We start from the raw sequence: 24635 nt of genomic DNA on the forward strand, positions 1-24635 counted from the left end.
TACGCGGGCGCGGCAGCCGTCAGTGCTGCGGCCGGCCTTGCGCGGCCCACTCGGCCGGCGTCAGCGTCTTCATCGACAGCGCGTGCACTTCGTCGTTGCGTATTTTCTCACCCAGCGTCGCATAGACCATCTGGTGGCGCTGGATCGGCCGCCGGCCCTCGAAACCGGCCGCCACGATGGTGGCGAACCAGTGCCGGCCGTCGCCTTCGACGTGCAGGTGCTCGCAGGACAGTCCGGCGGCGATCAGGGTGCGGAGTTGGTCGGCGGTCATGGCGGGGGCTAGTTGCGGATCTTGTAGCCAATGCGCAGCAGGCGCACGGCGATGCCGCTGACGACGACCAGCGCGACGCCGACGATGCCCAGGCTGATCCAGGGCGAGATGTCGCTCACGCCGAAGAAGCCGTAGCGGAAGCCGTCGATCATGTAGAAGAACGGGTTCAGGTGGCTCACGGTCTGCCAGAAGCCGGGCAGCGAGTGGATGGAATAGAACACGCCCGACAGGAAGGTCATGGGCATGATCAGGAAATTCTGGAACGCCGCCATCTGGTCGAACTTCTCGGCCCACAGGCCGGCGATCACGCCCAGCGTGCCCAGCAGCGCCGCGCCCAGCAGCGCGAACGCCACGATCCACAGCGGCGCCTGCAGGTGCGCGCCGGTGAAGAACACCGTCACCAGGAACACGCCGAGCCCGACCAGCACGCCGCGCAGCACGGACGAGCCCACGTAGGCGACGAACCAGGCCCAGTGCGACAGCGGCGTCAGCAGCACGAACACCAGGTTGCCCATGATCTTGCTCTGGATCAGCGAGGACGAGCTGTTGGCGAACGCGTTCTGCAACACGCTCATCATGACCAGCCCCGGCACCAGGAAGGCGGTGTAGCCGATGGTGTCGTAGACCTTGACCTTGTCTTCCAGCACGTGGCCGAAGATCAGCAGGTACAGCACGGCCGTCAGCACCGGCGCCGCGACGGTCTGGAAGCCGACCTTCCAGAAACGCAGCACCTCCTTGTAGAACAGCGTGCGCCAGCCCTGCATCGCCACCATCCGCCTCACGCCACCAGCGCCAACGGGCTGCGCTCGGCCGCCATGACCTGCAGGAACACGTCCTCCAGGTCGGCCTTGCGGATCTCCACGTCTTCCACGACCAGGCCGGCCTGGCGCACCGCCGCCAGGTACTGCTCGATCTCGAACGCGCCGTGCGCCGGCAACTGCACGATGCGGCCCGTCACGCGTGCGTGCTGGGCCAGCGCCGGCGGCAGCTCGCGGTCCACCTTGAAGCGCAGCACGTTGCTGGAGGCGGACTTCAGCAGCGCGCTGGTCTCGGCCAGCGCCACCACGCGGCCCTGCTTGAGCATGCCGATGCGCGTGCACAAGGCCTCGGCTTCCTCGAGATAGTGGGTGGTCAGCAGCACCGTGTGGCCCTGCTTGTTCAGCCGCGCGATGAATTGCCACAGCGTCTGGCGCAATTCCACGTCCACGCCGGCGGTGGGCTCGTCCAGCACGATCACCGGCGGCCGGTGCACCAGCGCCTGGGCCACCAGCACGCGGCGCTTCATGCCACCGGACAGCTGGCGCATGTTGGCGCCGGCCTTGTCGGCCAGGCCCAGGCTTTCCAGCAGTTCGTCGATCCAGGCCTCGTTGCGGCGCACGCCGAAATAGCCGGACTGGATGCGCAGCGCCTCGCGCACGCTGAAGAAGGGGTCGAACACCAGCTCCTGCGGCACCACGCCGAGCTGGCGCCGCGCCTGCGCGTAGTCGGCCTGCACGTCGTGGCCCATGACGGCCACGCGGCCGCTGCTGGCCCGCGACAGGCCCGCGAGGATGCTGATCAGCGTGGTCTTGCCCGCGCCATTGGGGCCGAGCAGGCCGAAGAACTCGCCGGGCTCGATATCGAAACTGACCTGGTCGAGCGCACGGAACGGGCCGCTGGAACGCGTACCCGCGTAGATTTTGCTGACCGACTGGAACGAGATGGCGGGCATGGGGAACCCGGCATTCTATGCCGCCGCCCCGTTTCGCGCAGGCGGCGCCGGCCGCAGCCCTCTCTACGCGGCAGCGGGCAGCAGCATGTCCACGCCGTACAGCCCGGCCAGCGCGCGCAGCCGCACGGGCAGGCCGCGCACGGTGAAGCCGCGGCCCTGCGCCATGGCCTCGCGCCGGCACTCCAGCAGCACCGCCAGCGCCGACGAATCGAACTGCCGCAGCGCGCCGGCATCCACCAGCACCGGGCCCTGCAGCGACGCCATGCCTTGCAGCAGCATGTGCAGCGAGGCCGAAGCCTGCGCATGCGTCAGCTCGGCCGGGAGCACCAGCATCAGCCGCTCTTCTTCTCGTTGGACTGGTTGCGCTGGGTCAGCGAGGCGATCAGCCCGTCCAGGCCCTTGGCATTGATTTCCTGGGCGAACTGGCTGCGGTAGGTCTCCACGAGCCAGATGCCCATCACGTTCAGGTTGTAGATCTTCCAGCCCGCGCCCTGGCCGGGCGTCTTTTCCATGCGGTATTCGAGCTGGGCCGGATCGCCGCGGCCACGCACCTCGGAGCGCACCACGACGTCCTTGTCGTCCGGCCCGGCACGCAGCGGCCGCACCACGACCTCCTGCTCGTTGACCTGGGCCAGCGCGCCGGAATAGGTGCGCACCAGCAGGGTCTTGAACTGGGCCTGCAGCTGGCGCTTCTGCTCGTCCGTGGCCTGCCGCCAGGCCGGTCCCACCGCCGAGGCCGTCATGCGCTGGAAGTTCACGTTGGGCATGATCTTGCTGTCGACCAGCGCCATGATCCTGCCGATGTCGCCGGCCTGAATGGATTTGTCGGCCTTGATCGCGTTGAGCACCTCGGTGGACAGCCGGTTGATCAGGGCATCCGGCGCCTCGTCGGCCGCCCAGGCCAGGGGCAGACCTTGCGCCAGCACCAGGGCCGCGGCGCCCGCCCACCGGGCCAAGTCTCTGCGCTTCATCATCGTCGTGTTCTCCATGCGGGACCTGACCCGCCGTTCAATTCAGGGGTGGTGCCGCAGGCCTTCGGGCACGCAGACTCCCGCGCCCGGCCGTGCAGCATGCAGCCGACTATGCAGCGCCTATTGCTCGGGCGCCGACGGATCGTCGATGTTTCCGTCGTAGTCCGTGGCGCCGCGCAGCTGCAGGTAGGCATCCCGCGTGAAGCTGTACTTGTCCAGCGCCGCCTCTTCGAGCACGTTGCCCACGCGCAGCAGCTGCGCGCGCGTGTGGATCAAGCCCAGCCCGTACATCCCGTAGCGCACGCCGCGGTCGTTCACATGCGACACCGGGTTGCCCCAGAGGTCGACCGGCAGCGCCGCCGTCTCGCGCACCGTGGACGGCCCCAGCACCGGCAACACCAGGTACGGCCCGCTCGGCACGCCCCAGTGGCCCAGCGTCTTGCCGAAGTCCTCGCGGTGGCGCGGGATGTCCGCGTCGCTGGCGATGTCGATCAGGCCGCCGATGCCGAACAAGGTGTTGAGCTGGACACGGAACAGGCTTTCCGCGGCCGCCTGCCCGCGGCCCTGCAGCAGCGCATTCACGCCCGTCCACGCATCGGCCAGGTTGTTGAAGAAGTTGCGCACGCCGGTGCGCACCGGGCTGGGCAGCACTTCGTTGTAGACCTCGGCCACGGGCTTGAACACCGCACGGTCCAGGCCTTCGTTGAACGAGTAGACGCTGCGGTTGAACGGTTCGAGGGGATCTCGCGGGTCGGCGTTCGGACCGGTGGCGCAACCCGTCGACAGGGCCACGGCCAGCAGGCCGGCCGCGAGGGCGGAACTTCGGGGAACGGGGCGCTTCATGGGATCACTCCACCTCTCTTTATTTCTTGGGTGCCGGCGTCTCCGCAGCCTTGCTGTAGAGGAACTGGCCGATCAGGTTCTCCAGCACCACGGCCGACTGCGTGGTCGTGACGGTGTCGCCGGCCTGCAGGTTGTGTTCGTCGGCGCCGGCCTCGATGCCGATGTACTGCTCGCCCAGCAGGCCGCTGGTCAGGATCTTGAGAGAACTGTCCTTCGGAAAAGTGTAGCGGCTCTGCATCGCCAGCTGCACCCGGGCCTGGAAGCTCTTGTCATCAAAATCGATGGTTTCCACGCGCCCGACGACCACGCCGGCGCTCTTGACGGCCGCCTTGGGCTTCAGGCCGCCGATGTTGTCGAACTTCGCCGTCACCGTGTAGGTGGACGACAGGTTCAGGCTGGTCAGGTTGGCGGCGCGCAGCGCCAGGAACAGGATGGCCGCCGCGCCCAGCAGCACGAACAGCCCCACCCATACATCCGTCTTGCTTCGTTGCATCGCCTTCTCTCCGCGAGCGCTTTCAAATGTTGAACATCACGGCCGTCAGCACGAAGTCCAGTGCCAGTACGGCCAGCGAGGCCACGACCACGGTGCGCGTGGTCGCGCGCGACACGCCCTCGGGCGTCGGCAGGGCGCGCCAGCCGGTCAGCAGCGCCACGAAGGTCACGGTGAATCCGAACACCACGCTCTTGAGCACGCCGTTGCCGACGTCGGCCAGCCAGTCCACGCCGCCCTGCATCTGGCTCCAGAACGCACCCGCGTCCACCCCGATCAGCACCACGCCGACCAGCCAGCCGCCCAGGATGCCGACCGCCGAGAACAGCGCCGCCAGCAGCGGCATCGCGATCACGCCGCCCCAAAAGCGCGGCGCCAGCACCCGGCGCACCGGGTCCACGGCCATCATCTCCATGGCGGCCAACTGCTCGCCGGCCTTCATCAGGCCGATGCCGGCCGTCAGCGAGGTGCCGGCCCGGCCGGCGAACAGCAGCGCCGTGACCACCGGCCCCAGCTCGCGCACCAGGCTCAGCGCCACCAGCAGGCCGAGCGCCTCGGACGAACCATAGCGCTGCAGCGTGTAGTAGCCCTGCAGCGCCAGCACGAAGCCCACGAACAGGCCGGAGACCATGACGATGGCCAGCGAGTAGTTGCCCAGGAAGTGGATCTGGTCGCGCACCAGGCCGAAGCGCCGCAGGCTCGCGCCGCCCAGCGCCAGCAGCCGCAGGAACAGCCGCGTGCCCTGGCCCAGGTCGGCCAGCGCGCTGCGCACGGCGAAGCCGATGTCCGCAGGCTTGTACCAGCTCATCGCCGGCTCCGCGCATGCGGCCCGTGGGCGGGACCGAAGTCCTCGTCCACCGTCGGGCCGGGGTAGTGGAAATGCACCGGGCCCTCGGCCTCGGCGCTCACGAACTGGTGTACCAGCGGGTCGGTGCTGGCGCGCACCTCGGCCGGCGTGCCCTGGGCGGCGATCGAGCCGTTGGCCAGCACGATGACCTGGTCGGCGATCGCGAAGGTCTCGTCCAGGTCGTGCGAGACGACGATGCTGGTCAGGCCCATGGCGTCGTTGAGCTGGCGGATCAGCCGGGCGGCGGTGCCGAGCGAGATCGGGTCCAGGCCGGCGAACGGTTCGTCGTACATCACGAGTTCCGGGTCCAGCGCGATCGCGCGCGCCAGCGCCACGCGCCGCGCCATGCCACCGGACACCTGGCTGGGCATCAGCGTGCGCGCGCCGCGCAGGCCGACGGCGTTCAGCTTCATCAGCACGATGTCGCGGATCAGCGGCTCGGCCAGATCGGTGTGCTCGCGCAGCGGAAAGGCCACGTTCTCGAACACGTCCAGGTCGGTGAACAGGGCGCCGAACTGGAACAGCATGCCCATGCGCCGGCGCACGGCGTACAAGCCCGCCTCGTCGAGCGCGGCCACGTCCTGGCCATCGAACAGCACCTGGCCCTTCTGCGGCCGGATCTGCCCGCCGATCAGGCGCAGCACGGTGGTCTTGCCCCCGCCCGAGGCACCCATCAGCGCCGTGACCTTGCCGCGCGGCACGGTCAGCGAGACACTGGCGAGAACCGGCCGCTCGCCGTAGCCGAAGGAGAGGTCCTGCAGGACGACGAGGGGGTCGGAAGAAAGGGAAGAATCGTCCATCAACAACAAGGCCGGAGGAGATCCGGCCTCGGACGATGATAAGGGATACCGCGTATTGCTGCGTATGCGCGGCAGATCCCCTCAGCGCGGCAGGTCCGAGAAGCCCATCAGGAACTCGTCCACCGCGCGCGCCGCCTGGCGCCCTTCGCGGATCGCCCACACCACCAGCGACTGGCCGCGCCGCATGTCGCCGGCGGCGAAGACCTTGGACACGTTGGTGGCATAGCCGCCGTCGAACTCGGTCGTGGCCTTGGCGTTGCCGCGCGCGTCCTTGTCGACGCCGAAGGACTCCAGCACGCTGGCGACCGGGCTGACGAAGCCCATGGCCAGCAGCACCAGGTCGGCCTTGAGCACCTGCTCGCTGCCCGGCACCTCGACCATCTTGCCGTCCTTCCACTCCACGCGCACGGTCTTCAGGCCGGTGACCTTGCCCTTCTCGCCGATGAATTCCTTGGTCGAGATCGCGAACTCGCGCTCGCAGCCTTCCTCGTGGCTGGAACTGGTGCGCAGCTTGATCGGCCAGTAGGGCCAGGTCAGCGGGCGGTTCTCCTCGGCCGGGGGCTGCGGCATCAGCTCGAACTGGGTCACGCTGACCGCGCCGTGCCGGTTGCTGGTGCCCACGCAGTCGCTGCCGGTGTCGCCGCCGCCGATCACGATCACGTGCTTGCCGTCGGCCCGCAGCTGGCCCTTGAGCTTGTCGCCGGCGTTGACCTTGTTCTGCTGCGGCAGGAACTCCATCGCGAAGTGGATGCCGTCCAGCTCGCGGCCCGGCACCGGCAGGTCGCGCGACTGCTCGGCGCCACCGGTCAGCAGCACGGCGTCGAACTCCTGGAGCAGGTCGTCCGCCGACACGTGGTGCTTGGCCCAGTTGGTGACCTTGGAGTCCTTGGGCCAGTTGCCCACCACGGTGCCGGTCTTGATCGTCACGCCCTCGGCCTTGAGCTGCTCGGCGCGGCGGTCGATGTGCACCTTCTCCATCTTGAAGTCCGGGATGCCGTAGCGCAGCAGGCCGCCGACCCGGTCGTTCTTCTCGAACAGCGTGACGTCGTGGCCGGCGCGGGCCAGTTGCTGCGACGCGGCCAGGCCGGCCGGGCCGGAACCGACCACGGCCACCTTCTTGCCGGTCTTGTGCCGGGCCGGCTGCGGCGTGATCCAGCCTTCTTCCCAGGCCTTGTCGATGATGGCGTGCTCGATCGACTTGATGCCGATGGCGTCGTCGTTCACGTTCAGCACGCAGGCCGCCTCGCAGGGCGCGGGGCAGATGCGGCCGGTGAACTCCGGGAAGTTGTTGGTGGACTGCAGCACCGCGATCGCGCTCCTCCAGTCCTGCCGGTACACCAGGTCGTTGAAGTCCGGGATGATGTTGTTGACCGGGCAGCCGTTGTTGCAGAACGGCGTGCCGCAGTCCATGCAGCGCGCGCCCTGCAGCTTGGCCTGCTCGGGCGTCAGGCCCACCACGAATTCCTTGTAGTGCTTCAGGCGCTCCTCGACCGGGCGGTAGCCCTCCTCGATGCGCTCGTATTCCATGAAGCCGGTGATCTTTCCCATCGTGCTCTTCCTCGTTGTTCTCGCTCAGACCGATGCCGCCTGCGCCACGGCGTGCGGTTCCAGGCCCACGTGGGCGTTGTTGCCGCTGCTGGCCAGCTCGACCTTGCGGTCGTGGATCTCGCCCAGCGCGCGCTTGTACTCGTTCGGGAACACCTTCACGAACTTGCCGCGCGTGCTGGCCCAGTCGTCCAGCAGTTCGCGCGCGCGCTTGCTGCCGGTCCAGCGGTGGTGGTCCTCCAGCAGCTTGCGCAGCAGCGCCTCGTCGGTGGTGCCGTTGTGCCAGTGGCCGCGCGGCACGGTGGCGGTCTGCTCGGCCGTGGCCAGCACCTTCTCCAGCGTGACCATCGAGGTGTTGCAGCGGCTGGCGAACTGGCCGTCCTCGTCGTAGACGTAGGCCACGCCGCCGCTCATGCCGGCCGCGAAGTTGCGGCCGGTCTTGCCCAGCACCGCGACCGTGCCGCCGGTCATGTACTCGCAGCCGTGGTCGCCCGTGCCCTCGACCACCGCCGTGGCGCCGGACAGCCGCACCGCGAAGCGCTCGCCGGCCACGCCGCAGAAGTAGGCCTCGCCAGTGGTCGCGCCGTACATCACGGTGTTGCCAACGATGATGTTGCGCGCCGGCTCGCCGCGGAAGTCCAGGCTGGGCCGCACCACCACCCGGCCGCCGGACAGGCCCTTGCCGGTGTAGTCGTTGGCGTCCCCGATCAGGTACAGCGTGATGCCCTTGCACAGGAAGGCGCCGAAGGACTGGCCGCCCGTGCCCTCGAGCTGGATGCGGATGGTGTCGTCCGGCAGGCCCTCGGGGTGCACGCGCGTGACGGCGCCCGAGAGCTTGGCGCCCACGGTGCGGTTCACGTTGCGCGCGACCTCCATGAACTGCACCTTCTCGCCCTTCTCGATGGCGGCCCTGGCCTTTTCGATCAAGCGCGTGTCCAGGTTCTTCTCCAGGCCGTGGTCCTGCGCCTCGACGTGGTAGCGCGGCACGTCGGCCGGCACCTCGGGCAGCGCGAACAGGCGGCTGAAGTCCAGGCCCCTGGCCTTCCAGTGGGCGATGCCTTTCTTCATGTCCAGCAGGTCCGAGCGGCCGATCATGTCGTCGAACTTGCGGATGCCCAGCTGCGCCATGATCTGGCGCACTTCCTCGGCGACGAAGAAGAAGTAGTTCACCACGTGCTCGGGCTTGCCCGAGAACTTCTTGCGCAGCACCGGATCCTGCGTGGCCACGCCCACCGGGCAGGTGTTCAGGTGGCACTTGCGCATCATGATGCAGCCCTCGACGACCAGCGGCGCCGTGGCGAAGCCGAACTCGTCGGCGCCCAGCAGCGCGCCGATGGCGACGTCGCGGCCGGTCTTCATCTGGCCGTCGGCCTGCACGCGCACGCGGCCGCGCAGGCGGTTCAGCACCAGCGTCTGCTGGGTCTCCGCCAGGCCGATCTCCCAGGGGCTGCCGGCGTGCTTGATCGACGACCAGGGCGAGGCGCCGGTGCCGCCGTCGTGGCCGGCGATCACCAGGTGGTCGCTCTTGCACTTGGTCACGCCGGCGGCGATGGTGCCGACTCCGACCTCGCTGACCAGCTTGGTGCTGATCGAGGCGTGCGGCGCCACGTTCTTCAGGTCGTGGATCAGCTGGGCCAGGTCCTCGATCGAGTAGATGTCGTGGTGCGGCGGCGGGCTGATCAGGCCCACGCCGGGTACCGAGTAGCGCTGCTTGCCGATGTACTCGGTGACCTTGCCGCCGGGCAGCTGGCCGCCCTCGCCGGGCTTGGCGCCCTGCGCCATCTTGATCTGGATCTGGTCAGAAGAAGACAGGTACTCCGCCGTCACGCCGAAGCGGCCCGAGGCCACCTGCTTGATGCGCGAGCGCAGCGAGTCGCCGTCGCGCAGGGGCATGTCGACCTCGACGTTCTCGGCACCGATGATGCTCTTGAGCGTGTCGCCGGCCTTGATCGGGATGCCCTTGAGCTCGTTGCGGTAGCGCGCCGGGTCCTCGCCGCCCTCGCCGGTGTTGCTCTTGCCGCCGATGCGGTTCATCGCGATGGCCAGCGTGGAATGCGCCTCGGTGGAGATCGAGCCCAGCGACATCGCGCCGGTGGCGAAGCGCTTGACGATCTCGGCCGCCGGCTCGACCTCGTCGACGGAAATGGCCCGGGACGGATCGATCCGGAACTCGAACAAGCCACGCAGCGTCATGTGGCGGCGGCTCTGGTCGTTGATGATCTGGGCGTATTCCTTGTAGGTGCTCCAGCTGTTCGCGCGCGTGCTGTGCTGCAGCTTGGCGATGGCGTCGGGCGACCACATGTGCTCCTCGCCGCGCGTGCGCCAGGCGTACTCGCCGCCGGCGTCCAGCATGGTGGCCAGCACCGGGTCGTCGCCGAAGGCGGCGGCGTGCATGCGCAGCGCCTCCTCGGCGATCTCGAACACGCCGATGCCTTCCACGCGGCTGGCGGTGCCGGTGAAGTACTTGTCCACGGTGGCGCTGTTCAGGCCCACGGCCTCGAACAGCTGGGCGCCGCAATAGGACATGTAGGTCGACACGCCCATCTTGGACATGATCTTAGACAGGCCCTTGCCGATCGCCTTGACGTAGTTGTAGATCGCCTTCTCGGCCGACAGCGCGCCCGGCAGGTCGGCGTGCATGGCCGCCAGCGTCTCCATCGCCAGGTAGGGGTGCACGGCCTCGGCGCCGTAGCCGGCCAGCACGCCGAAGTGGTGCACCTCGCGCGCGCTGCCGGTTTCCACCACCAGGCCGGCCGTGGTGCGCAGGCCCTCGCGCACCAGGTGCTGGTGGATCGCGCTGGAGGCCAGCAGTGCCGGGATCGCGACGCGGGCCGGGCCGACGGCGCGGTCGCTGACGATCAGGATGTTGGCGCCACCCTTGATCGCATCCACCGCTTCGGCGCACAGCGAGGCCAGCTTGGCCTCCACGCCCTCGCGGCCCCAGTCGGCCGGGTAGGTGATGTCCAGCGTGGCCGAGCGGAACTTGCCCTGCGTATAGCGCTCGATGTCGCGCAGCTTGGCCATGTCGTCGAAGTCCAGGATGGGCTGGCTGACTTCGAGCCGCATCGGCGGGTTGACCTGGTTGATGTCCAGCAGGTTGGGCTTGGGGCCGATGAAGCTGTTCAGCGACATCACGATGGCCTCGCGGATCGGATCGATCGGCGGGTTGGTGACCTGCGCGAACATCTGCCGGAAGTAGTTGTAGAGCAGCTTGTTCTTGGACGACAGCACCGCCAGCGGGCTGTCGTTGCCCATGGAGCCGATGCCCTCCTCGCCGGCCTGGGCCATCGGGCTCATCAGGAACTTGATGTCCTCCTGCGTGTAGCCGAAGGCCTGCTGGCGGTCCAGCAGCGGGACCTCGCTCTTGGGCGGCTCGGCGGCCGGCGCCTGGACGCTGTCGAGCTTGATGCGCAGGTTCTCGATCCACTGCTTGTAGGGCTTGGTGTTGACGGTGAGCGACTTGAGCTCCTCGTCCTCGATCATGCGGCCCTGGTCCAGGTCGATCAGGAACATCCTGCCGGGCTGCAGCCGCCACTTCTTGACGATCCGGTGCTCGGGCACGGGCAGCACGCCGGACTCGGACGCCATGATGACCATGTCGTCGTCGGTCATGATGTAGCGCGAGGGGCGCAGGCCGTTGCGATCCAGCGTGGCGCCGATCTGGCGGCCGTCGGTGAACACGATGGAGGCCGGGCCGTCCCAGGGCTCCATCATCGCGGCGTGGTACTCGTAGAACGCGCGGCGGCGTTCGTCCATCTTCTCGTGCTGCTCCCAGGGCTCGGGGATCATCATCATGACGGCCTGGGCGATCGGATAGCCGGCCATGGTCATGAGCTCGAGGCAGTTGTCGAAGGTGGCGGTGTCGGACTGGCCGGCGAAGCTGATCGGGTACAGCTTGGCCAGGTCGGCCGCCAGCACCGGCGAGGACATCACGCCCTCGCGCGCGCGCATCCAGTTGTAGTTGCCACGCACGGTGTTGATCTCGCCGTTGTGCGCGACGTAGCGGTACGGGTGGGCCAGCGGCCACTTCGGGAAGGTGTTGGTCGAGAAGCGCTGGTGCACCAGGCCGATGGCCGAGATGCAGCGCTCGTCCGCGAGGTCGTCGTAGTACACGCCCACCTGGTCGGCCAGCAGCAGGCCCTTGTAGACCACGGTGCGGCTGGACATCGAGGGGACGTAGTACTCCTTGGAGTGCACCAGCTCCAGGTTCTGGATGTTGGCGCTGGCGGTCTTGCGGATCACGTACAGCTTGCGCTCCAGCGCGTCCTGCACGATCACGTCGCTGCCGCGGCCGATGAACACCTGGCGGATGATGGGCTCGGTCTGGCGCACGGCCGGCGACATCGGCATGTCCTTGTTGACCGGCACGTCGCGCCAGCCCAGCAGCACCTGGCCTTCGGCCTTGATGGCGCGCTCCAGCTCCTGCTCGCAGGCCATGCGCGAGGCATGTTCCTTGGGCAGGAAGATCATGCCCACGCCGTACTCGCCGGCCGGCGGCAGCGTGACGCCCTGCTTCGCCAGCTCCTGGCGGTACAGCGCGTCCGGGATCTGGATCAGGATGCCGGCGCCGTCGCCCATCAACTTGTCGGCGCCGACGGCGCCGCGGTGGTCGATGTTCTCCAGGATCTTCAGCGCCTGGGTCACGATGTCGTGGCGCTTCTCGCCCTTGATGTGGGCCACGAAGCCCAGGCCGCAGGCATCGTGCTCGTGCGCGGCGGAATACAGGCCGTGCTGGGCCAGGTGTTGGATCTCGGCATCCGTGGTCATCGACGCACTCCTTCGTTCTTGCTCGGTCGTTCGCGGGGGAAGCGGAGCATAGTGCGTTGCAACAAGGATGCCAAGAAGAAAATTCAGGGTCAGATCACTATTATTCCTTGATTTTTTTCATCAACAATTATTCGGGGACATATCAAAAACGACCGTGTTCAGTCACTCTTGCGTGGCCGGCCGGGTCGGCCGCGCGTGAGCCGGCGCGGCACCGCCCGCTGCAGCCGCTCCACGAAGGCGGGATCGCCGAGCACCCAGCCCCCCAGCACGGAGCGCGTCAGCGCCTCCTGCTCCAAAGTGGGCAGGCCGGCATGCACCATTTCGGCGTAGGCGGCCTCGCGCGCGAACGGCGTGTTGCCCAGCGTCCAGTAGTCCGCCGGGGGCACCAGCCAGGCGTCGTGGCGCTGCCCCGCATAGTGGCGGTGGCTGGACCAGGCGTAGTCGGCGGCGGCCTGCACCAACCCGGTGCGAACCGGGTTCAGATCGAAGTACGCCATGCACGCCAGCACATGCGCGCCGGGCTGCAGCACGGTGGAGCGGTAGCGGCCCTCCCACAGCGTGCCGCTGCGGCCATGGGCCTGGTTGAAGCTGCGCACGTAGCGGCGCCCCACGCCCTGCAGCATGCGCGCCAGCGCGCCCTCCTCGGCCGGCGGCGTCAGCAGCAGGTGGAAGTGGTCGGGCATCAGCACGTAGGCGTGCAGCGCCACGCCGGCCGCCGCGGCCTCGCGCGCCAGCAGCGCCAGCATCTCGGCGTGCTCGTCGTCGCTGGTGAAGATGGGCTGGCGGTTGTTGCCCCGCTGCAGCACGTGGTGCACCTGGCCGGCCAGCGACAGACGGGGCAGGCGGGCCATGGACCCCTCAGGCGTGCGGAAGCAGGTCGAAGCGGGTCGCGCGCAGGCTCTGCAGGCCGAACGCGTCGAGCAGGCCGTCCAGACGTTCGGCGGCGCTGCGCTTGCCGCGGCCGGTGCGGCGCGCCACGATCAGCTCGTTCTTCAGGCTGTGCTCCCAGCCCACGAGTTCGGTCACGGTGACCTGGTAGCCGCAGGCCTCCAGGTACAGGCAGCGCAGCACGTTGGTGATCTGGCTGCCGATCTCGCGCGTGTGCAGCGGGTGGCGCCACAGCTCGGCCAGCGGCGTGCGCGCCAGCGCCAGCGCCTTGTGCTGGCGCAGGCAGGCGGCCACCTCGGCCTGGCAGCACGGCACCAGCACCATGCTGGCGGCCTGCTTCTCCAGGCCGAAGCGGATCGCGTCGTCGGTCGCCGTGTCGCAGGCGTGCAATGCCGTCACGACGTCGATGCGCGGCGGCAGCTGCACGGCGCGCGCCGCCTCGGCGGCGCTGAGGTGCAGGAACGACATGCGCTCGAAGCCGAGCCGGGCGGCCAGCTCGCGCGAGCGCTCGACCAGTTCCCCGCGCGTCTCGATGCCGTAGACATGGCCGGGCCGCTGCGCGAACACCAGGTCGTACAGCATGAAGCCGAGATAGGACTTGCCAGCGCCATGGTCGGCGAGCAGAACCGGCGCATCGGGCGCGAAGCCCTCGCGGATCTCGCGCTCGATGAACTGCACCAGGTGCTGCACCTGCTTGAGCTTGCGCCGCGAGTCCTGGTTCAGCCGGCCGTCGCGCGTCAGGATGTGCAGCGCCTTCAGCAGTTCGATCGACTGGCCGGGGCGCAGTTCGTCCGCCAGCGCGGCCAGCGGATCGGGCGCCGCGCGCTTCTTCGTCGTCATGCGGCCCCCCGGCCGGCGCCGACGTCCAGCGCGGCCCAGCCTTGCGGGCCCAGCCGCTCCAGCGTCTCGATGTTGCGCTCGAAGATCTCGGCCGCGTCCGGAAAGGCCTCGACCGCGCGCGCCACGCTGTCCTCGCGCAGCAGGTGCAGCGTGGGGTACGGGGAGCGGTTGCTGCAGTTGGTCACGTCGTCCGGCGTGGTGCCGGCGAACTGGAAGCCGGGGTGGAAGCTCGCGACCTGAACCACGCCGTCCAGCGCCAGCGCCTCGACCAGCGCGTCGGCGCGGTCCAGGAAGTCGTTGAAGTCGAGGAAGTCCGGCAGCGCCTGCGGCAGCACCAGCAGCGTGGTGTCGCGCACCGCCGCGTCCAGCGCCACCAGGTCCTGCAACTCGCGGCGCAGGTCGGCCTCGACCGCATCGGCGTCCTGCGCCCCGCTGACGGCTAGGTGCAGCCGGCCGGTGGCGTGCACGGACTTGGCGAAGGGGCACAGGTTCAGGCCGATCACCGCGCGCTCCAGCCAGGCGATGGTGTCGGCCCGCACGGCCGCGTCGGACGGCGTGGCCATGCTCACCCCAGCAGCCGGCGACCGGTCAGCCGCTCGTGCTCGCGCGCGGCGAAGCGGTCGGTCATGCCGGCGATGTAGTCGGCCACGACGCGGGCTTGGCCGTCCTGCCCAGCCTGCGCCAGCCGTTCGGCCGCGCGCCCGGCAAAGCCGCCGGCCATCTCGTCCGGCGCCGCGCGGTAGGCCGCGAACAGCTCGCGCACCACGGTCTTGGCCTGCTGCGTGACCTCGCCCACCTGCGGATGGCGGTACAGGTTGCGCATCAGGAACTGCTTGAGCGCCAGCGAGGCCTCGCGCATCGCCGCGCCGAAGCCGATCAGCGGCGGACAGCGCCGCGCCGCGTCGGCGCTGTCCGGCGCGGCCTGGGCCAGCGCGGCGCCGCTGGCGCCGATCACGTCGTAGACCTGGGCGCTCAGCATGCGGCGGATGGTCTCGTACAGCAGCCGCCGGCCGCGCAGATCCGGATGCTCGCGCAGCGTCTCGCGCCGGAAGTCGTCGAACAACGGCACCGCCTCCAGCTGCTCCAGCGCCAGCAGGCCCGAGCGCACGCCGTCGTCGATGTCGTGCGCGTTGTAGGCGATCTCGTCGGCCAGGTTGCACAGCTGCGCCTCCAGGCTGGGCTGCGTGCGGTCGAGGAAGCGCCGGCCCACGTCGCCGGGCATGGCGGCCTCCAGCCGCTCGGCGTTGGTGCGCGAGCAGTGCTTCAGGATGCCCTCGCGCGTTTCGAAGCACAGGTTCAGGCCGTCGTAGCGCGGGTAGCGCTCCTCCAGTTCGTCGACCACGCGCAGGCTCTGCAGGTTGTGCTCGAAGCCGCCCCAGTCGGCCATGCACTGGTTCAGCGCATCCTGCCCGGCATGGCCGAACGGCGTGTGGCCCAGGTCGTGCGCCAGCGCGATGGCCTCGACCAGGTCTTCGTCGAGCCCGAGCGAGCGCGCGATCGAACGGCCCAGCTGGGCGACTTCCAGCGAGTGCGTGAGCCGGGTGCGGAACAGGTCGCCCTCGTGGTTCAGGAACACCTGGGTCTTGTAGACCAGCCGGCGGAACGCCGTGGAGTGCACGATGCGGTCGCGGTCGCGCTGGTACTCGGTGCGCGTGGGCGCCGGCGCCTCGGCGAAGCGCCGGCCGCGGCTGCGGGCCGGATCGCAGGCGTAGGGAGCCAGCGCGGCGTGCATACGGGCCCTATGCGCAGCTGGCGTCGATGACCTCGCGCACCAGCGCATCGGGCGCACCGCGCACCACCGCCTTGCCGATGCCGTCGATCAGCACGAACTTGATCTCGCCGGCCTCGGCCTTCTTGTCCAGGCGCATCAGCGCCAGGTAGCGGCCGGCGTTGTCGGCCGCGTCCAGCACCGGCGCCACGGTCGGCAGGCCCGCGCGTTCGACCAGGCGCGCGATGCGCGCGACGGCCGGCTCGTCCAGCAGGCCCAGCCGCGCGGACAGCCGCGCGGCCATCACCATGCCGCAGCCCACGCCCTCGCCGTGCAGCCAGGCGCCGTAGCCCAGGCCGGCCTCGATCGCATGGCCGAAGGTGTGGCCGAAATTCAGGATCGCACGCAGGCCGCCTTCGCGCTCGTCCTGGCCCACGACCTCGGCCTTGATCTCGCAGCTGCGCCGCACGGCATGGGCCAGCGCAGCCGGGTCGCCGGCGCGCAGCGCGTCCAGGTGCGCCTCGATCCAGTCGAGGAAGGCGGCGTCGGCGATCGGCCCGTACTTGATGACCTCGGCCAGGCCGGCGCCCAGTTCGCGCGGCGGCAGCGTCTTCAGCACGCCCAGGTCGCACACCACCAGCTGCGGCTGGTAGAACGCGCCGACCATGTTCTTGCCCAGCGGGTGGTTGATGCCCGTCTTGCCGCCGACCGAGGAGTCGACCTGGGCCAGCAGCGTGGTCGGCACCTGCACGAAGGGCACGCCGCGCATGTAGCTGGCCGCCGCGAAGCCGGTGATGTCGCCGACCACGCCGCCGCCGAGTGCGAACAGCACGGTCTTGCGGTCGCAGCCATGGGACAGCAGCGCGTCGAACACCAGGTTCAGCGTCTCCCAGGTCTTGTAGGCCTCGCCGTCGGGCAGCACCACCGTGTGCACGGCCCCGTAGCGGCCGGCCAGCGCCTGCTGCAGGCGGCCGGCGTACAGCGGCGCCAGCGTGGTGTTGGTGACGATCAGCGCACTGGCCGCGCGCGGCAGGCCGGCATAGCTGTCCGGCGCGTCGAACAGGCCGGCACCGATGACGATCGGGTAGCTGCGCTCGCCCAGCGCGATCTGCACGCGGGCGGCGGAAGAAGCGGAAGGGGAGGCATCCATCAGGGCGCGAAGTGTAAGTCGCCGCGATCAGCGGCCCTGGCGCTGCACCAGGCCGACGATGGTGTTGACCAGCGCCGAGGTCGAGGGCCGGCCGATCGTGATGACGTCGTGCGCGGTCTCACGGTACAGCGGATCGCGCTGCGCGAACAGCTCGCGCAGCCGCGCCAGCGGATCGGCCACCTGCAGCAGCGGGCGCACCTGGTCGTTGCGCAGCCGGCGGTAGACCTCCTCGGGCGTCGCGAACAAGTAGAACACGCGCGCATGCTCGCGCAGGCAGGCGCGGTTGGCCGGCCGCAGCACGGCGCCGCCGCCGGTGGCGATCACGGCCGGCCCGCCGGCCGTGATGTCGACCAGCGCCTGCTGCTCGAAGTCGCGGAAGCCGGCCTCGCCCTCGCGCTCGAAGTATTCGCGGATCGAGCAGCCCAGCCGCTGCTCGACCCAGTGGTCAGCATCGACGAATGGCAGTTGGAGCCGGCGCGAGAGCTGGCGGCCGACGGTCGACTTGCCCGAGCCGGGCAGGCCGATGAGTGCGATGTTCAATTGACAACCTCATTCCACGTTCTTGACGATTGTCGTCGTCAAGCCGGAAGGTGCCGTCACGCGGATCGAAATGCTGTTGCCGGCCTGGCATCCATCGAGCGTCAACACGATGCGGCTCTCGAGGAGCTCGTCGGGCCGTCCGGCGGTGGGCCGGGCGCTGGGCAGGGGCGAGCCGCCCACTTCCTTCACCGTGCAGGTGCTGGGCGTCGCCGTCGCGCTGACCGTCGTGCCTGCCGGCATCGGGATGCTGCGCGGGTTGTCGAGGCTGCTCAGCAGGAACCTGAAGTTCCCCGCGGTCGCACTTTCGAAGACGATGGAGGGCTGGGACGACGCGAACAGGATGATCGCCTGCTGGCGGACCGTCGTCGCCAGCCCGGCGTCGCAGGTATCCTGGCGCGACGGGAACGCCCCTCCTGCCGCAGGGCAGGCACCTGTGCCACCGCGGGGCACGTAGAACTCCCCGGTGTCGGCCGTCCCGTTCTCGTTGTCATCGCGGTACGCGTCGCCCATCTGCATGAGGTGATCGGTCCCCGCATCGAAGATGTTGTTGCCGTTCACGTCCACGTAGTCTTTGGTGCCGGACGCATACGCCAGCACGGATACCCGCCCGCCGAGCGGCCGCGGGTTCTGGGTCTCGTAGCTGACCGAGCACTGCGAGATGCCGTTGATGCGCGTCGTGGCGCAACTGCGCACCACCTGGCCGCCCTCCGCCGTGAAGTTGACGACCGTTCCATCCGCCACGGCATTGCCCTGGCGGTCCGCCAGGCGAACCGTGAGGGTCGTGGAACTGCCGTCCCTGCCCCAGCCTTCCAGGGCGGCCTGGCCGACGGCCAGGCTCATGAAGCGCTGCGACGGCGGGCCCGACGCGACCGTCAGATTCTGCGTCTCGGCAAACACCAGCGGGCTGGACCCCGCCAGTTCGGCACGCAGCTTGACCGGCCCGGGAATGGTGCCGGAGAACAGCGACACCGACACCAGCCCGTCCTGGTCGCTTGTCGCGGTCACCGGGGCGGTGGCGCCCGAAGCACCGATGCCGACGCCACCGGGGTTCGTCTCGATGCTGAAGCGGACCGGCACGTTGGCCAGCGCCGAGCCGACGGACGACAGCACCCGGAACTGCACGACCGACTGCTCGGCCGCACCGGTGCCGGCGATGAAGATCTGCTCCGGCGTCGCGCCGACGAAGGTCAGCGTATTGGCCACCGGCACGGCCACGCTGAGGGTGGTGGACTGCGCCGCCGCGCCCGGGCTGGAAGCGGTCAGCGTCACCATGCCGTTGCAGGGACGGCCATCGGCCGCCACCGCGCTGTAGGTCACCGAGGCCGTGCCGCTGCCATCGGTCGTCACGCCGACGCCGCCGTCGCTGGCGTTCTGCCCATTGATGCGGCCGCAGGTCGCGGAGAAGGCGACGTTCACCGGAACCGCCGCAGCGGGCGCACCGCCGATGGACGCCGTGGTCGACACCGTGGCATTGCCGCCGGACGGCAAGGACGCCGGTGCCGCGGTCAGCGCCGACAAGGACAGGCTGGACGCGGAAACTCCAAAATCCAGCGACGCGGCGACCTCGGCCCCGTCCACGGTGGCCGCGGCCTTCAGGCTGGCCGCACCCAGCGCCGAGATCGAGGCCGGCTCGATCGCGACTTCGGCGATGCCGAGGTCGTTCGTCAGCGCGGTGGCGGGCGTCAGCTCAGCCTGGCGATGGCCTCGTCCGACACCGAGAACGCCACGAGGCGCCGCGCGATCGCCGCGCCGGCGGCGCTGCGCAGCGTCGCGCGGGCGGCGAAGGCCCCGCCCGCGCTGATGCTCGACACGGCGGTGCCACCGCCGTTCACCAGGGCCACCGCCATCGTCGGCACCACCGGCGTCGTGCCGCCGCCACCACCGCCCGTGCCTGTGCCCGTCGTTCCCACGCTGCCCCCGCCCCCGCCGCAGGCCGCCATCAACCCGGCCGCCGCGGTGGCCACCACATACCGCATCCAACGCATGGTGCTCCCCTCGAAAGTCCTGTTGTCGCTCAGCGACCGGCCATCAGGTCGGCAATCATCTTGGGCGTGATGAAGATCAGCATCTCCTGCTTGTTCGACGTCCGCGTGCGGCTCTTGAACAGGTTGCCGGCGATCGGGATGTCGCCCAGCAGCGGCACCTTGGTCACGTCCTCGACCTCGCTCAGCTCGAAGATGCCGCCGATCACGACCGTGCCGCCGTTCTCCACCAGCACCTGGGTCTTGATGTGCTTGGTGTTGATCGCGAAGCCGGCCGAGGTGCTCTGGCCCACGCTGTCCTTGTTCACGTCCAGGTCCAGGATGATGTTGCCCTCGGGCGTGATCTGCGGCGTGACCTCCAGCTTCAGGTTGGCCTTGCGGAACGCGATCGAGGTCGCGCCGCTGGAGGTGGCCACCTGGTAGGGCAGCTCGGTGCCCTGCTCGATCAGCGCCTTGGTCTGGTCGGCCGTCACCACGCGCGGGCTGGACACCACCTTGCCCTTGCCGTCGGCCTCCATGGCCGACAGCTCCAGCGACAGGAAGCGGTTGGCCGCGGCATTGAAGATCGACACCGCGAAGCTCGCGGCCTCGGTCGCGCTGCCCTGGGCCACGGCCGGCAGGTTCACGAAGTTGCTGCTGGTGTTGACCGTGCCGCCCATGCCCGCGCTGGCCACGGCATTGCCGTAGCTGGTGCCGAGGGCCACGCGGTTGTTGCCGGAGATGCGGTAGCCCCCGTCGCCGCCCCGCTGCGCCCGCAGGTCGCCGCCGCCCAGCCGCACGCCGATGGACTTGCCCCAGGTGTCCGAGGCCTCGACGATGCGCGCCTCGATCAGCACCTGGCGCACCGACACGTCGAGCTTCTTGATCAGCTCGTTGACGGCGGCGATCCGGCTGGCCACGTCGGTCACGAACAGCTGGTTGGTGCGCGGCTCCGGGATCGCCGTGCCGCGCACGCTGAGGAAGCGGCTGGCGCCGGTGCCGCCGCCCGCGGCGGTGCCGGTGATCTGCGCCGCGATGTCCACGGCGCGCGCGTAGTTCAGCTGGAACGACTGGGTGCGCAGCGTCTCCAGGTTCTCCAGCGCGGCGGCGGACTCCAGGTCGCGCTTCTTGCGCGCATCGATCTCGTCTTTGGGCGCGATCCACAGCACGCTGCCGTTCTTCTCCATGCCCAGGCCCTTGGCGTCCATGATGATCTGCAGGGCCTGGTCCCAGGGCACGTCCTTCAGGCGCAGCGTCACCGCGCCGGTGACCGAGTCCGAGGTGACGACGTTGAAGTTCGTGAAGTCGGCGATGACCTGCAGTAGCGAGCGGACCTCGATGTTCTGGAAGTTCAGCGACAGCTTCTCGCCCGAGAAGCCCGGGCCCTGGCTCAGCCGCGTCGGGTCCACGCGCTGCGGCCGCACCTCGACGACGAACTGGCCGTCGCTCTGGTAGGCGCTGTGCTCCCAGGCGCCGCGCGGCTCGACCACCATGCGCACCCGGTCGCCGACCTCGAAGGTGGAGATGGTCTGCACCGGGGTGTCGAAGTCGGCCACGTCCAGCCGCCGGCGCAGGCCCTCGGGCAGCGAGGAATTCAGGAACTCCACGACCAGGCTCTGGCCCTGCTGGCGCACGTCCACGCCGACCTGGGCGCTGCCCAGGCTCACGACCACGCGGCCGGTCTGGTCGGGCCCGCGGCGGAAGTCCAGGTCGCGCAGCGGCGCGCGGCCATGGGCGCCGGCGTCCGGGAACAGCGGCGTGGCGGCCGGCAGCTGCGCCGCGGCCACCGGCTGGAGCACGATCAGGATGGAATTGCCCTGCAGCTGCGCCCGGTAGGTGGTGGCCTGCTGCAGGTTCAGCACCACGCGCGAGCGCTCGCCCACGTTCAGCACGCTGGCCGAGCGCAGGTTGCCCTGGTTCAGCTCGATCGGCGTGCGCGGCAGCGAGGTCACCACGCCCGGGAAGTCCAGGGCGATGCGGGCCGGCGACTGCAGCGCCAGCCCCGCCGGCAGCGCCGCGGGCGCCTCGCTGAGGTCGATGCGCACGACCTCGGTGCCGTTCTGCAGCGCGCCGCTCACGGCTTCGATGGCCGGCAGCGCCCAGGCCCCGCAGGAGGCCAGCGCCAGCGCCAGCACGGCGGTGTACCGGGCCAGGCCGGCCAGCATCGGTTTGTACTTGTTCATTTACGCCCTTCCTGCAGCGGCAGAGTCGCCGTGCGCTCGGTCCATTCGCCGCCGCCGTCCTGCACGATCTCGCGCAGGATCACCTCCGATTCGTCGATGCGCGTGACCTTGCCGTAGTTCTGGCCCAGGTAGTTGCCCACGCGCACCTGGTACAGCAGGTTGTCGATCCTGATCAGCGCCACCGGCACACCGCCGCGGCGCAGGCTGCCGACCATGGCCATGGCGTCGAGCGGGTAGGCCTCCAGCGGCTCCCTGCGGCGCGCCAGCTCGGGCGTGATCAGCCCGCTGTTGGCGGCGCTCTGCGGCCCCTCCTGGCGCAGCGCCTGCACCAGCCGCTGCGCGCTGAAGGGGTCGACCGCATCGCCCTGCGTGTAGGCCTGGGGGACGAATTGCTTGGGTTCGATCAGCGGCGTCACGCGCGCGCGCACCTGGGTGCGCCGCTCGGCCATCCACTGCTGCAGCTCCTCGGGGCCGGAGCCGCCGCAGCCGGCCAACACCAGCAGCGCGGCACCCGCCAGCAGCCCGGACCGCAGCCGGCGCGTCACCTGCGTCACTTCGACGCCCCCTTGGCGGCGGCCTGCTGGGCGGCGATCTCGTCGGCGTCGAGGTAGCGGAAGGTGCGGGCCGTGGCGTCCATGGTCAGCGCGCCGTCGCGGGCCGGCACGATGGCGATGTTGTTCAGCGTGACGATGCGCGACAGGTTGGCGACGTCGGCCGCGAACGCGCCGATGTCGTGGAAGCGCCCGGTCACGCGCAGCGTGATCGGCAGTTCGGCGTAGTACGGCCGCACCACCACCTGCCCGGGGCGGAACAGGTCGAACTGCAGGTTGCGGCCGAGGCCGGCCTGGTTCACGTCGGACAGCAGCGCGGCCATCTCGGCCTTGCTCGGCAGCTGGCGCTCCAGCTGCGTCACGTACTGCTGGATCTGCTCGCGCTGCTTCTTCAGCGCCTCCAGGTTCACGGCCTTGACCAGCCGCGCCTCGTAGGCCTGGCGCAGCTCGGCCTCCTGGTTCTGCGCACTCGTCAGTTCGTCCTCCACGCTGCGCAGGTAGGCGAACCACACGATGGCCAGGGCGACGAGCACGACGAAGGCCAGCAGCAGCGTGCGCGGCAGCACCGGCCATTGCGAGGCGTCGGACGGATGCAGGTTGCGGAACTGCCCGGCCAGCCGCGCCCACTGCGCGGCGACGTTGAACCGTGGGGGGCGGGGGGGAGACCGGGTCGCCACGCGTGCGCTCCTCAGGGCTTGGCCGGCGCGGCGGCGGCCTGCACCTCGCTGGCGCGCACCAGCCGCACGCGCAGGTTGAAGTTGGCCACGCGCCGGTTGTCGCGCGGCCCCAGTGCCACGTTGCCGGCCACGATCTCGGACAGGTCCGGCCTGGACAGCCAGGGAGTGTTCTCGGCCAGGTTGCGCAGCAGCTCGGAGATGCGCTCGTTCGACTGCGCCACGCCCTGCAGCGTGACCGCCTGGTTCTCCTGGCGCAGGCTGGTGATGTAGACACCGGCCGGCAGCGCCTTGGTCAGTTCGTTCAGCAGGTGCACCGGCAGGTTGCGGTCGGCCTGCAGATCCTCCACCGCCTTCTGCCGCGCGGTGAGCGAGGCGATCTCCTGCTCGATGTTGGCGATTTCCTTGATCTGCACGTCCAGCGCCTGGATCTGGCTGCGCAGGAACTGGTTGCGCTCCTGCTGTGTCTCGATGCGCGCCTGGAAGCCCAGGTAGATCACCGCCCCCACGGCCAGCCCGGCGAGCGCCGCCAGGCCCAGCATGACGTGGAACGCCTCCTTGCGGGCCTTGCGGGCAGCCTCGCGGTGCGGCAGCAGGTTGATCAGGATCACTGCAGGAATCTCCGCATCGCCAGCCCGCACGACGTCAGGTAGGCCGGCGCCTCGCGGCCCAGGCGGGTCACGCGCACGTCCTGGCCGATCTCCATGCCGTCGAACGGATTCACCAGGCTGCACGGGAACGAGGTCTGCTGCGTGACCGCCTCCACCAGCCCGGCCAGCGGCGCCGAGCCGCCGGCCAGCATCACGTGGTCGACCCGGTTGTGCGGCGTGCTGGTGAAGAAGAACTGCAGCGCGCGGCCGATGTCGTGCGCCAGCGTCTCGACGAACGGCGCCAGCACCACCTCGGCATAGTCCTGCGGCAGCTCGCCGCTGCGCTTCTTGGCCTCGGCCTCCTCGGGCGAGAAGCCGTACTGGCGCACGATCATCTGCGTCAGCTGCGCGCCGCCGAACGGCTGGTCGCGGTCGTACAGCACCTGGTCGTCGCGCAGCACGTGCATGCTGGCGGTCATGGCGCCGATCTCGAACAGCGCCACGATGGTGCCGGCGCCCTTGCCGGGCAGCCGCTCGATCAGCCGGCCCGCGGCCAGCCGCGAGGCGAAGGATTCGATGTCCAGCACCACCGGCTTGAGCCCGGCGGCCTCGGCCAGGCCCTGGCGGTCCTGCACCTTCTCCTTGCGCGAGGCGGCGATCAGCACCTCCAGGTCGCCGGGCGCGCCGGTGCTGGGGCCGACCACGCAGAAGTCCAGGCTGACCTCGTCGACCGGGAACGGGATGTACTGGCTGGCCTCGGCCTCGACCTGGAATTCCATCTCCTGCTCCGTCAGCCCGCCCGGCATCACCAGCTTCTTGGTGATCACGGCCGAGGGCGGCAGCGCCAGCGCCACGTTCCGGGTGCGGGTGCCGCTCTTCTTGACCAGGCGGCGCAGCGCCTGCGCCACCTCGTCGAATTTCTCGACGTTGCCGTCGGTGATCCAGCCCGCCTCCAGCGGCTCGATCGCGCAGCGCGACAGCAGCAGCTGGCCTGCCGGATCGTGGTCCAGCTCGACCAGCTTGATGCTGGAAGAACTGATGTCGATCCCCAGCAGGGGCGCCGGCTTGCGACTGAAGAGCGTCCCCAAAGATATCAAGCGAAGCCCCCGAACCGGTCGGAAATGGATACAAATACTGACAAGCGTTTTGAATACTATCAGCAACAGTTTGACGGGAACCGACTCGCGCCCCCGGAATCGGACACGGCGTTGTCAAAAGCCGACGCGCAGCGGGCCCTTCTGAACGCCGCGGCCGAACGCCCTGGGGGCATGGCCGGGCCCCGGCAGCCACCGCAGCGCCGAGGCA

Annotated in this window: 24 protein-coding genes; all 24 read right to left on the reverse strand. The window is 69.7% G+C overall.

Annotation, left to right across the window (positions count from 1 at the left end; all coding sequences use genetic code 11):
* Nucleotides 1-19: 19 nt before the first annotated feature.
* The 24 genes from QM782_RS03640 to QM782_RS03755 all read right to left on the reverse strand — a co-directional run bounded on the left by QM782_RS03640 (nt 20) and on the right by QM782_RS03755 (nt 24427).
* The gene (locus QM782_RS03640; protein WP_415201567.1) at nt 20-271 is read right to left on the reverse strand and encodes a BolA family protein; all 252 of its coding nucleotides are present in this window, start codon (nt 269-271) and stop codon (nt 20-22) included.
* Between the two features lie 8 nt (nt 272-279).
* Nucleotides 280-1035: an ABC transporter permease gene (locus QM782_RS03645; RefSeq protein WP_415201568.1), complete on the reverse strand. Its 756-nt coding sequence runs from the start codon at nt 1033-1035 to the stop codon at nt 280-282.
* A gap of 14 nt (nt 1036-1049) precedes the next feature.
* Nucleotides 1050-1982, reverse strand: a complete 933-nt coding sequence (locus QM782_RS03650; RefSeq protein WP_415201569.1) for an ABC transporter ATP-binding protein — start codon at nt 1980-1982, stop codon at nt 1050-1052.
* A gap of 63 nt (nt 1983-2045) precedes the next feature.
* Nucleotides 2046-2315, reverse strand: coding sequence for an STAS domain-containing protein (locus QM782_RS03655; RefSeq protein ID WP_415201570.1), 270 nt, complete (start codon nt 2313-2315; stop codon nt 2046-2048).
* Entirely contained in the window at nt 2315-2953 is a 639-nt protein-coding gene (locus QM782_RS03660) for an MlaC/ttg2D family ABC transporter substrate-binding protein (protein ID WP_415205579.1), read from the reverse strand. Before QM782_RS03660 ends, QM782_RS03655 begins: the two co-directional genes overlap by 1 nt.
* A 120-nt stretch (nt 2954-3073) precedes the next feature.
* Complete coding sequence (locus tag QM782_RS03665; RefSeq protein WP_415201571.1) at nt 3074-3796, reverse strand: VacJ family lipoprotein; 723 nt, start codon at nt 3794-3796, stop codon at nt 3074-3076.
* A 19-nt stretch (nt 3797-3815) separates the two neighbouring features.
* Nucleotides 3816-4289, reverse strand: coding sequence for an outer membrane lipid asymmetry maintenance protein MlaD (mlaD, locus tag QM782_RS03670; RefSeq protein ID WP_415201572.1), 474 nt, complete (start codon nt 4287-4289; stop codon nt 3816-3818).
* A gap of 22 nt (nt 4290-4311) precedes the next feature.
* Nucleotides 4312-5094, reverse strand: coding sequence for a lipid asymmetry maintenance ABC transporter permease subunit MlaE (gene mlaE / locus QM782_RS03675; protein WP_415201573.1), 783 nt, complete (start codon nt 5092-5094; stop codon nt 4312-4314).
* Nucleotides 5091-5933, reverse strand: coding sequence for an ABC transporter ATP-binding protein (locus QM782_RS03680; RefSeq protein ID WP_415201574.1), 843 nt, complete (start codon nt 5931-5933; stop codon nt 5091-5093). The genes mlaE and QM782_RS03680 overlap by 4 nt, the downstream gene beginning before the upstream one ends.
* Before the next feature lie 81 nt (nt 5934-6014).
* Nucleotides 6015-7481 (reverse strand): glutamate synthase subunit beta, encoded by a 1467-nt coding sequence (locus QM782_RS03685; protein WP_415201575.1) that lies wholly within the window; start codon nt 7479-7481, stop codon nt 6015-6017.
* Between the two features lie 24 nt (nt 7482-7505).
* Nucleotides 7506-12245, reverse strand: a complete 4740-nt coding sequence (locus QM782_RS03690; protein ID WP_415201576.1) for a glutamate synthase-related protein — start codon at nt 12243-12245, stop codon at nt 7506-7508.
* 158 nt (nt 12246-12403) lie between these two features.
* Nucleotides 12404-13096, reverse strand: a complete 693-nt coding sequence (locus tag QM782_RS03695; protein WP_415201577.1) for a transposase — start codon at nt 13094-13096, stop codon at nt 12404-12406.
* Nucleotides 13097-13103: 7 nt separating this feature from the next.
* Complete coding sequence (locus QM782_RS03700; protein ID WP_415201578.1) at nt 13104-13973, reverse strand: class I SAM-dependent methyltransferase; 870 nt, start codon at nt 13971-13973, stop codon at nt 13104-13106.
* Nucleotides 13970-14536: a DUF1415 domain-containing protein gene (locus QM782_RS03705; RefSeq protein ID WP_415201579.1), complete on the reverse strand. Its 567-nt coding sequence runs from the start codon at nt 14534-14536 to the stop codon at nt 13970-13972. The genes QM782_RS03700 and QM782_RS03705 overlap by 4 nt, the downstream gene beginning before the upstream one ends.
* Nucleotides 14537-14538: 2 nt before the next feature.
* Nucleotides 14539-15705, reverse strand: coding sequence for a deoxyguanosinetriphosphate triphosphohydrolase (locus QM782_RS03710; RefSeq protein WP_415201580.1), 1167 nt, complete (start codon nt 15703-15705; stop codon nt 14539-14541).
* A 7-nt stretch (nt 15706-15712) separates the two neighbouring features.
* Nucleotides 15713-16831 (reverse strand): 3-dehydroquinate synthase, encoded by a 1119-nt coding sequence (gene aroB, locus QM782_RS03715; protein WP_415201581.1) that lies wholly within the window; start codon nt 16829-16831, stop codon nt 15713-15715.
* Nucleotides 16832-16858: 27 nt separating this feature from the next.
* Nucleotides 16859-17371 carry a shikimate kinase gene (locus tag QM782_RS03720; protein WP_415201582.1) on the reverse strand — a complete coding sequence of 171 codons (513 nt, stop codon included), beginning with the start codon at nt 17369-17371 and terminating at the stop codon, nt 16859-16861.
* Between the two features lie 9 nt (nt 17372-17380).
* Nucleotides 17381-18949, reverse strand: coding sequence for a hypothetical protein (locus QM782_RS03725; protein ID WP_415201583.1), 1569 nt, complete (start codon nt 18947-18949; stop codon nt 17381-17383).
* 104 nt (nt 18950-19053) lie between these two features.
* Nucleotides 19054-19356, reverse strand: coding sequence for a hypothetical protein (locus tag QM782_RS03730; RefSeq protein WP_415201584.1), 303 nt, complete (start codon nt 19354-19356; stop codon nt 19054-19056).
* Between the two features lie 29 nt (nt 19357-19385).
* Entirely contained in the window at nt 19386-21515 is a 2130-nt protein-coding gene (gene pilQ, locus QM782_RS03735; RefSeq protein WP_415201585.1) for a type IV pilus secretin PilQ, read from the reverse strand.
* Complete coding sequence (locus tag QM782_RS03740; RefSeq protein ID WP_415201586.1) at nt 21512-22069, reverse strand: pilus assembly protein PilP; 558 nt, start codon at nt 22067-22069, stop codon at nt 21512-21514. Before QM782_RS03740 ends, pilQ begins: the two co-directional genes overlap by 4 nt.
* Nucleotides 22066-22743, reverse strand: coding sequence for a type 4a pilus biogenesis protein PilO (locus tag QM782_RS03745; RefSeq protein WP_415201587.1), 678 nt, complete (start codon nt 22741-22743; stop codon nt 22066-22068). The genes QM782_RS03740 and QM782_RS03745 overlap by 4 nt, the downstream gene beginning before the upstream one ends.
* 11 nt (nt 22744-22754) lie before the next feature.
* Complete coding sequence (locus QM782_RS03750) at nt 22755-23351, reverse strand: PilN domain-containing protein (RefSeq protein ID WP_415201588.1); 597 nt, start codon at nt 23349-23351, stop codon at nt 22755-22757.
* Entirely contained in the window at nt 23348-24427 is a 1080-nt protein-coding gene (locus QM782_RS03755) for a pilus assembly protein PilM (RefSeq protein ID WP_415201589.1), read from the reverse strand. The genes QM782_RS03750 and QM782_RS03755 overlap by 4 nt, the downstream gene beginning before the upstream one ends.
* Between the last annotated feature and the right edge of the window lie 208 nt (nt 24428-24635).

Source organism: Pseudorhodoferax sp. (assembly GCF_047601025.1).
Taxonomy (GTDB): Bacteria; Pseudomonadota; Gammaproteobacteria; order Burkholderiales; family Burkholderiaceae_C; genus Pseudorhodoferax.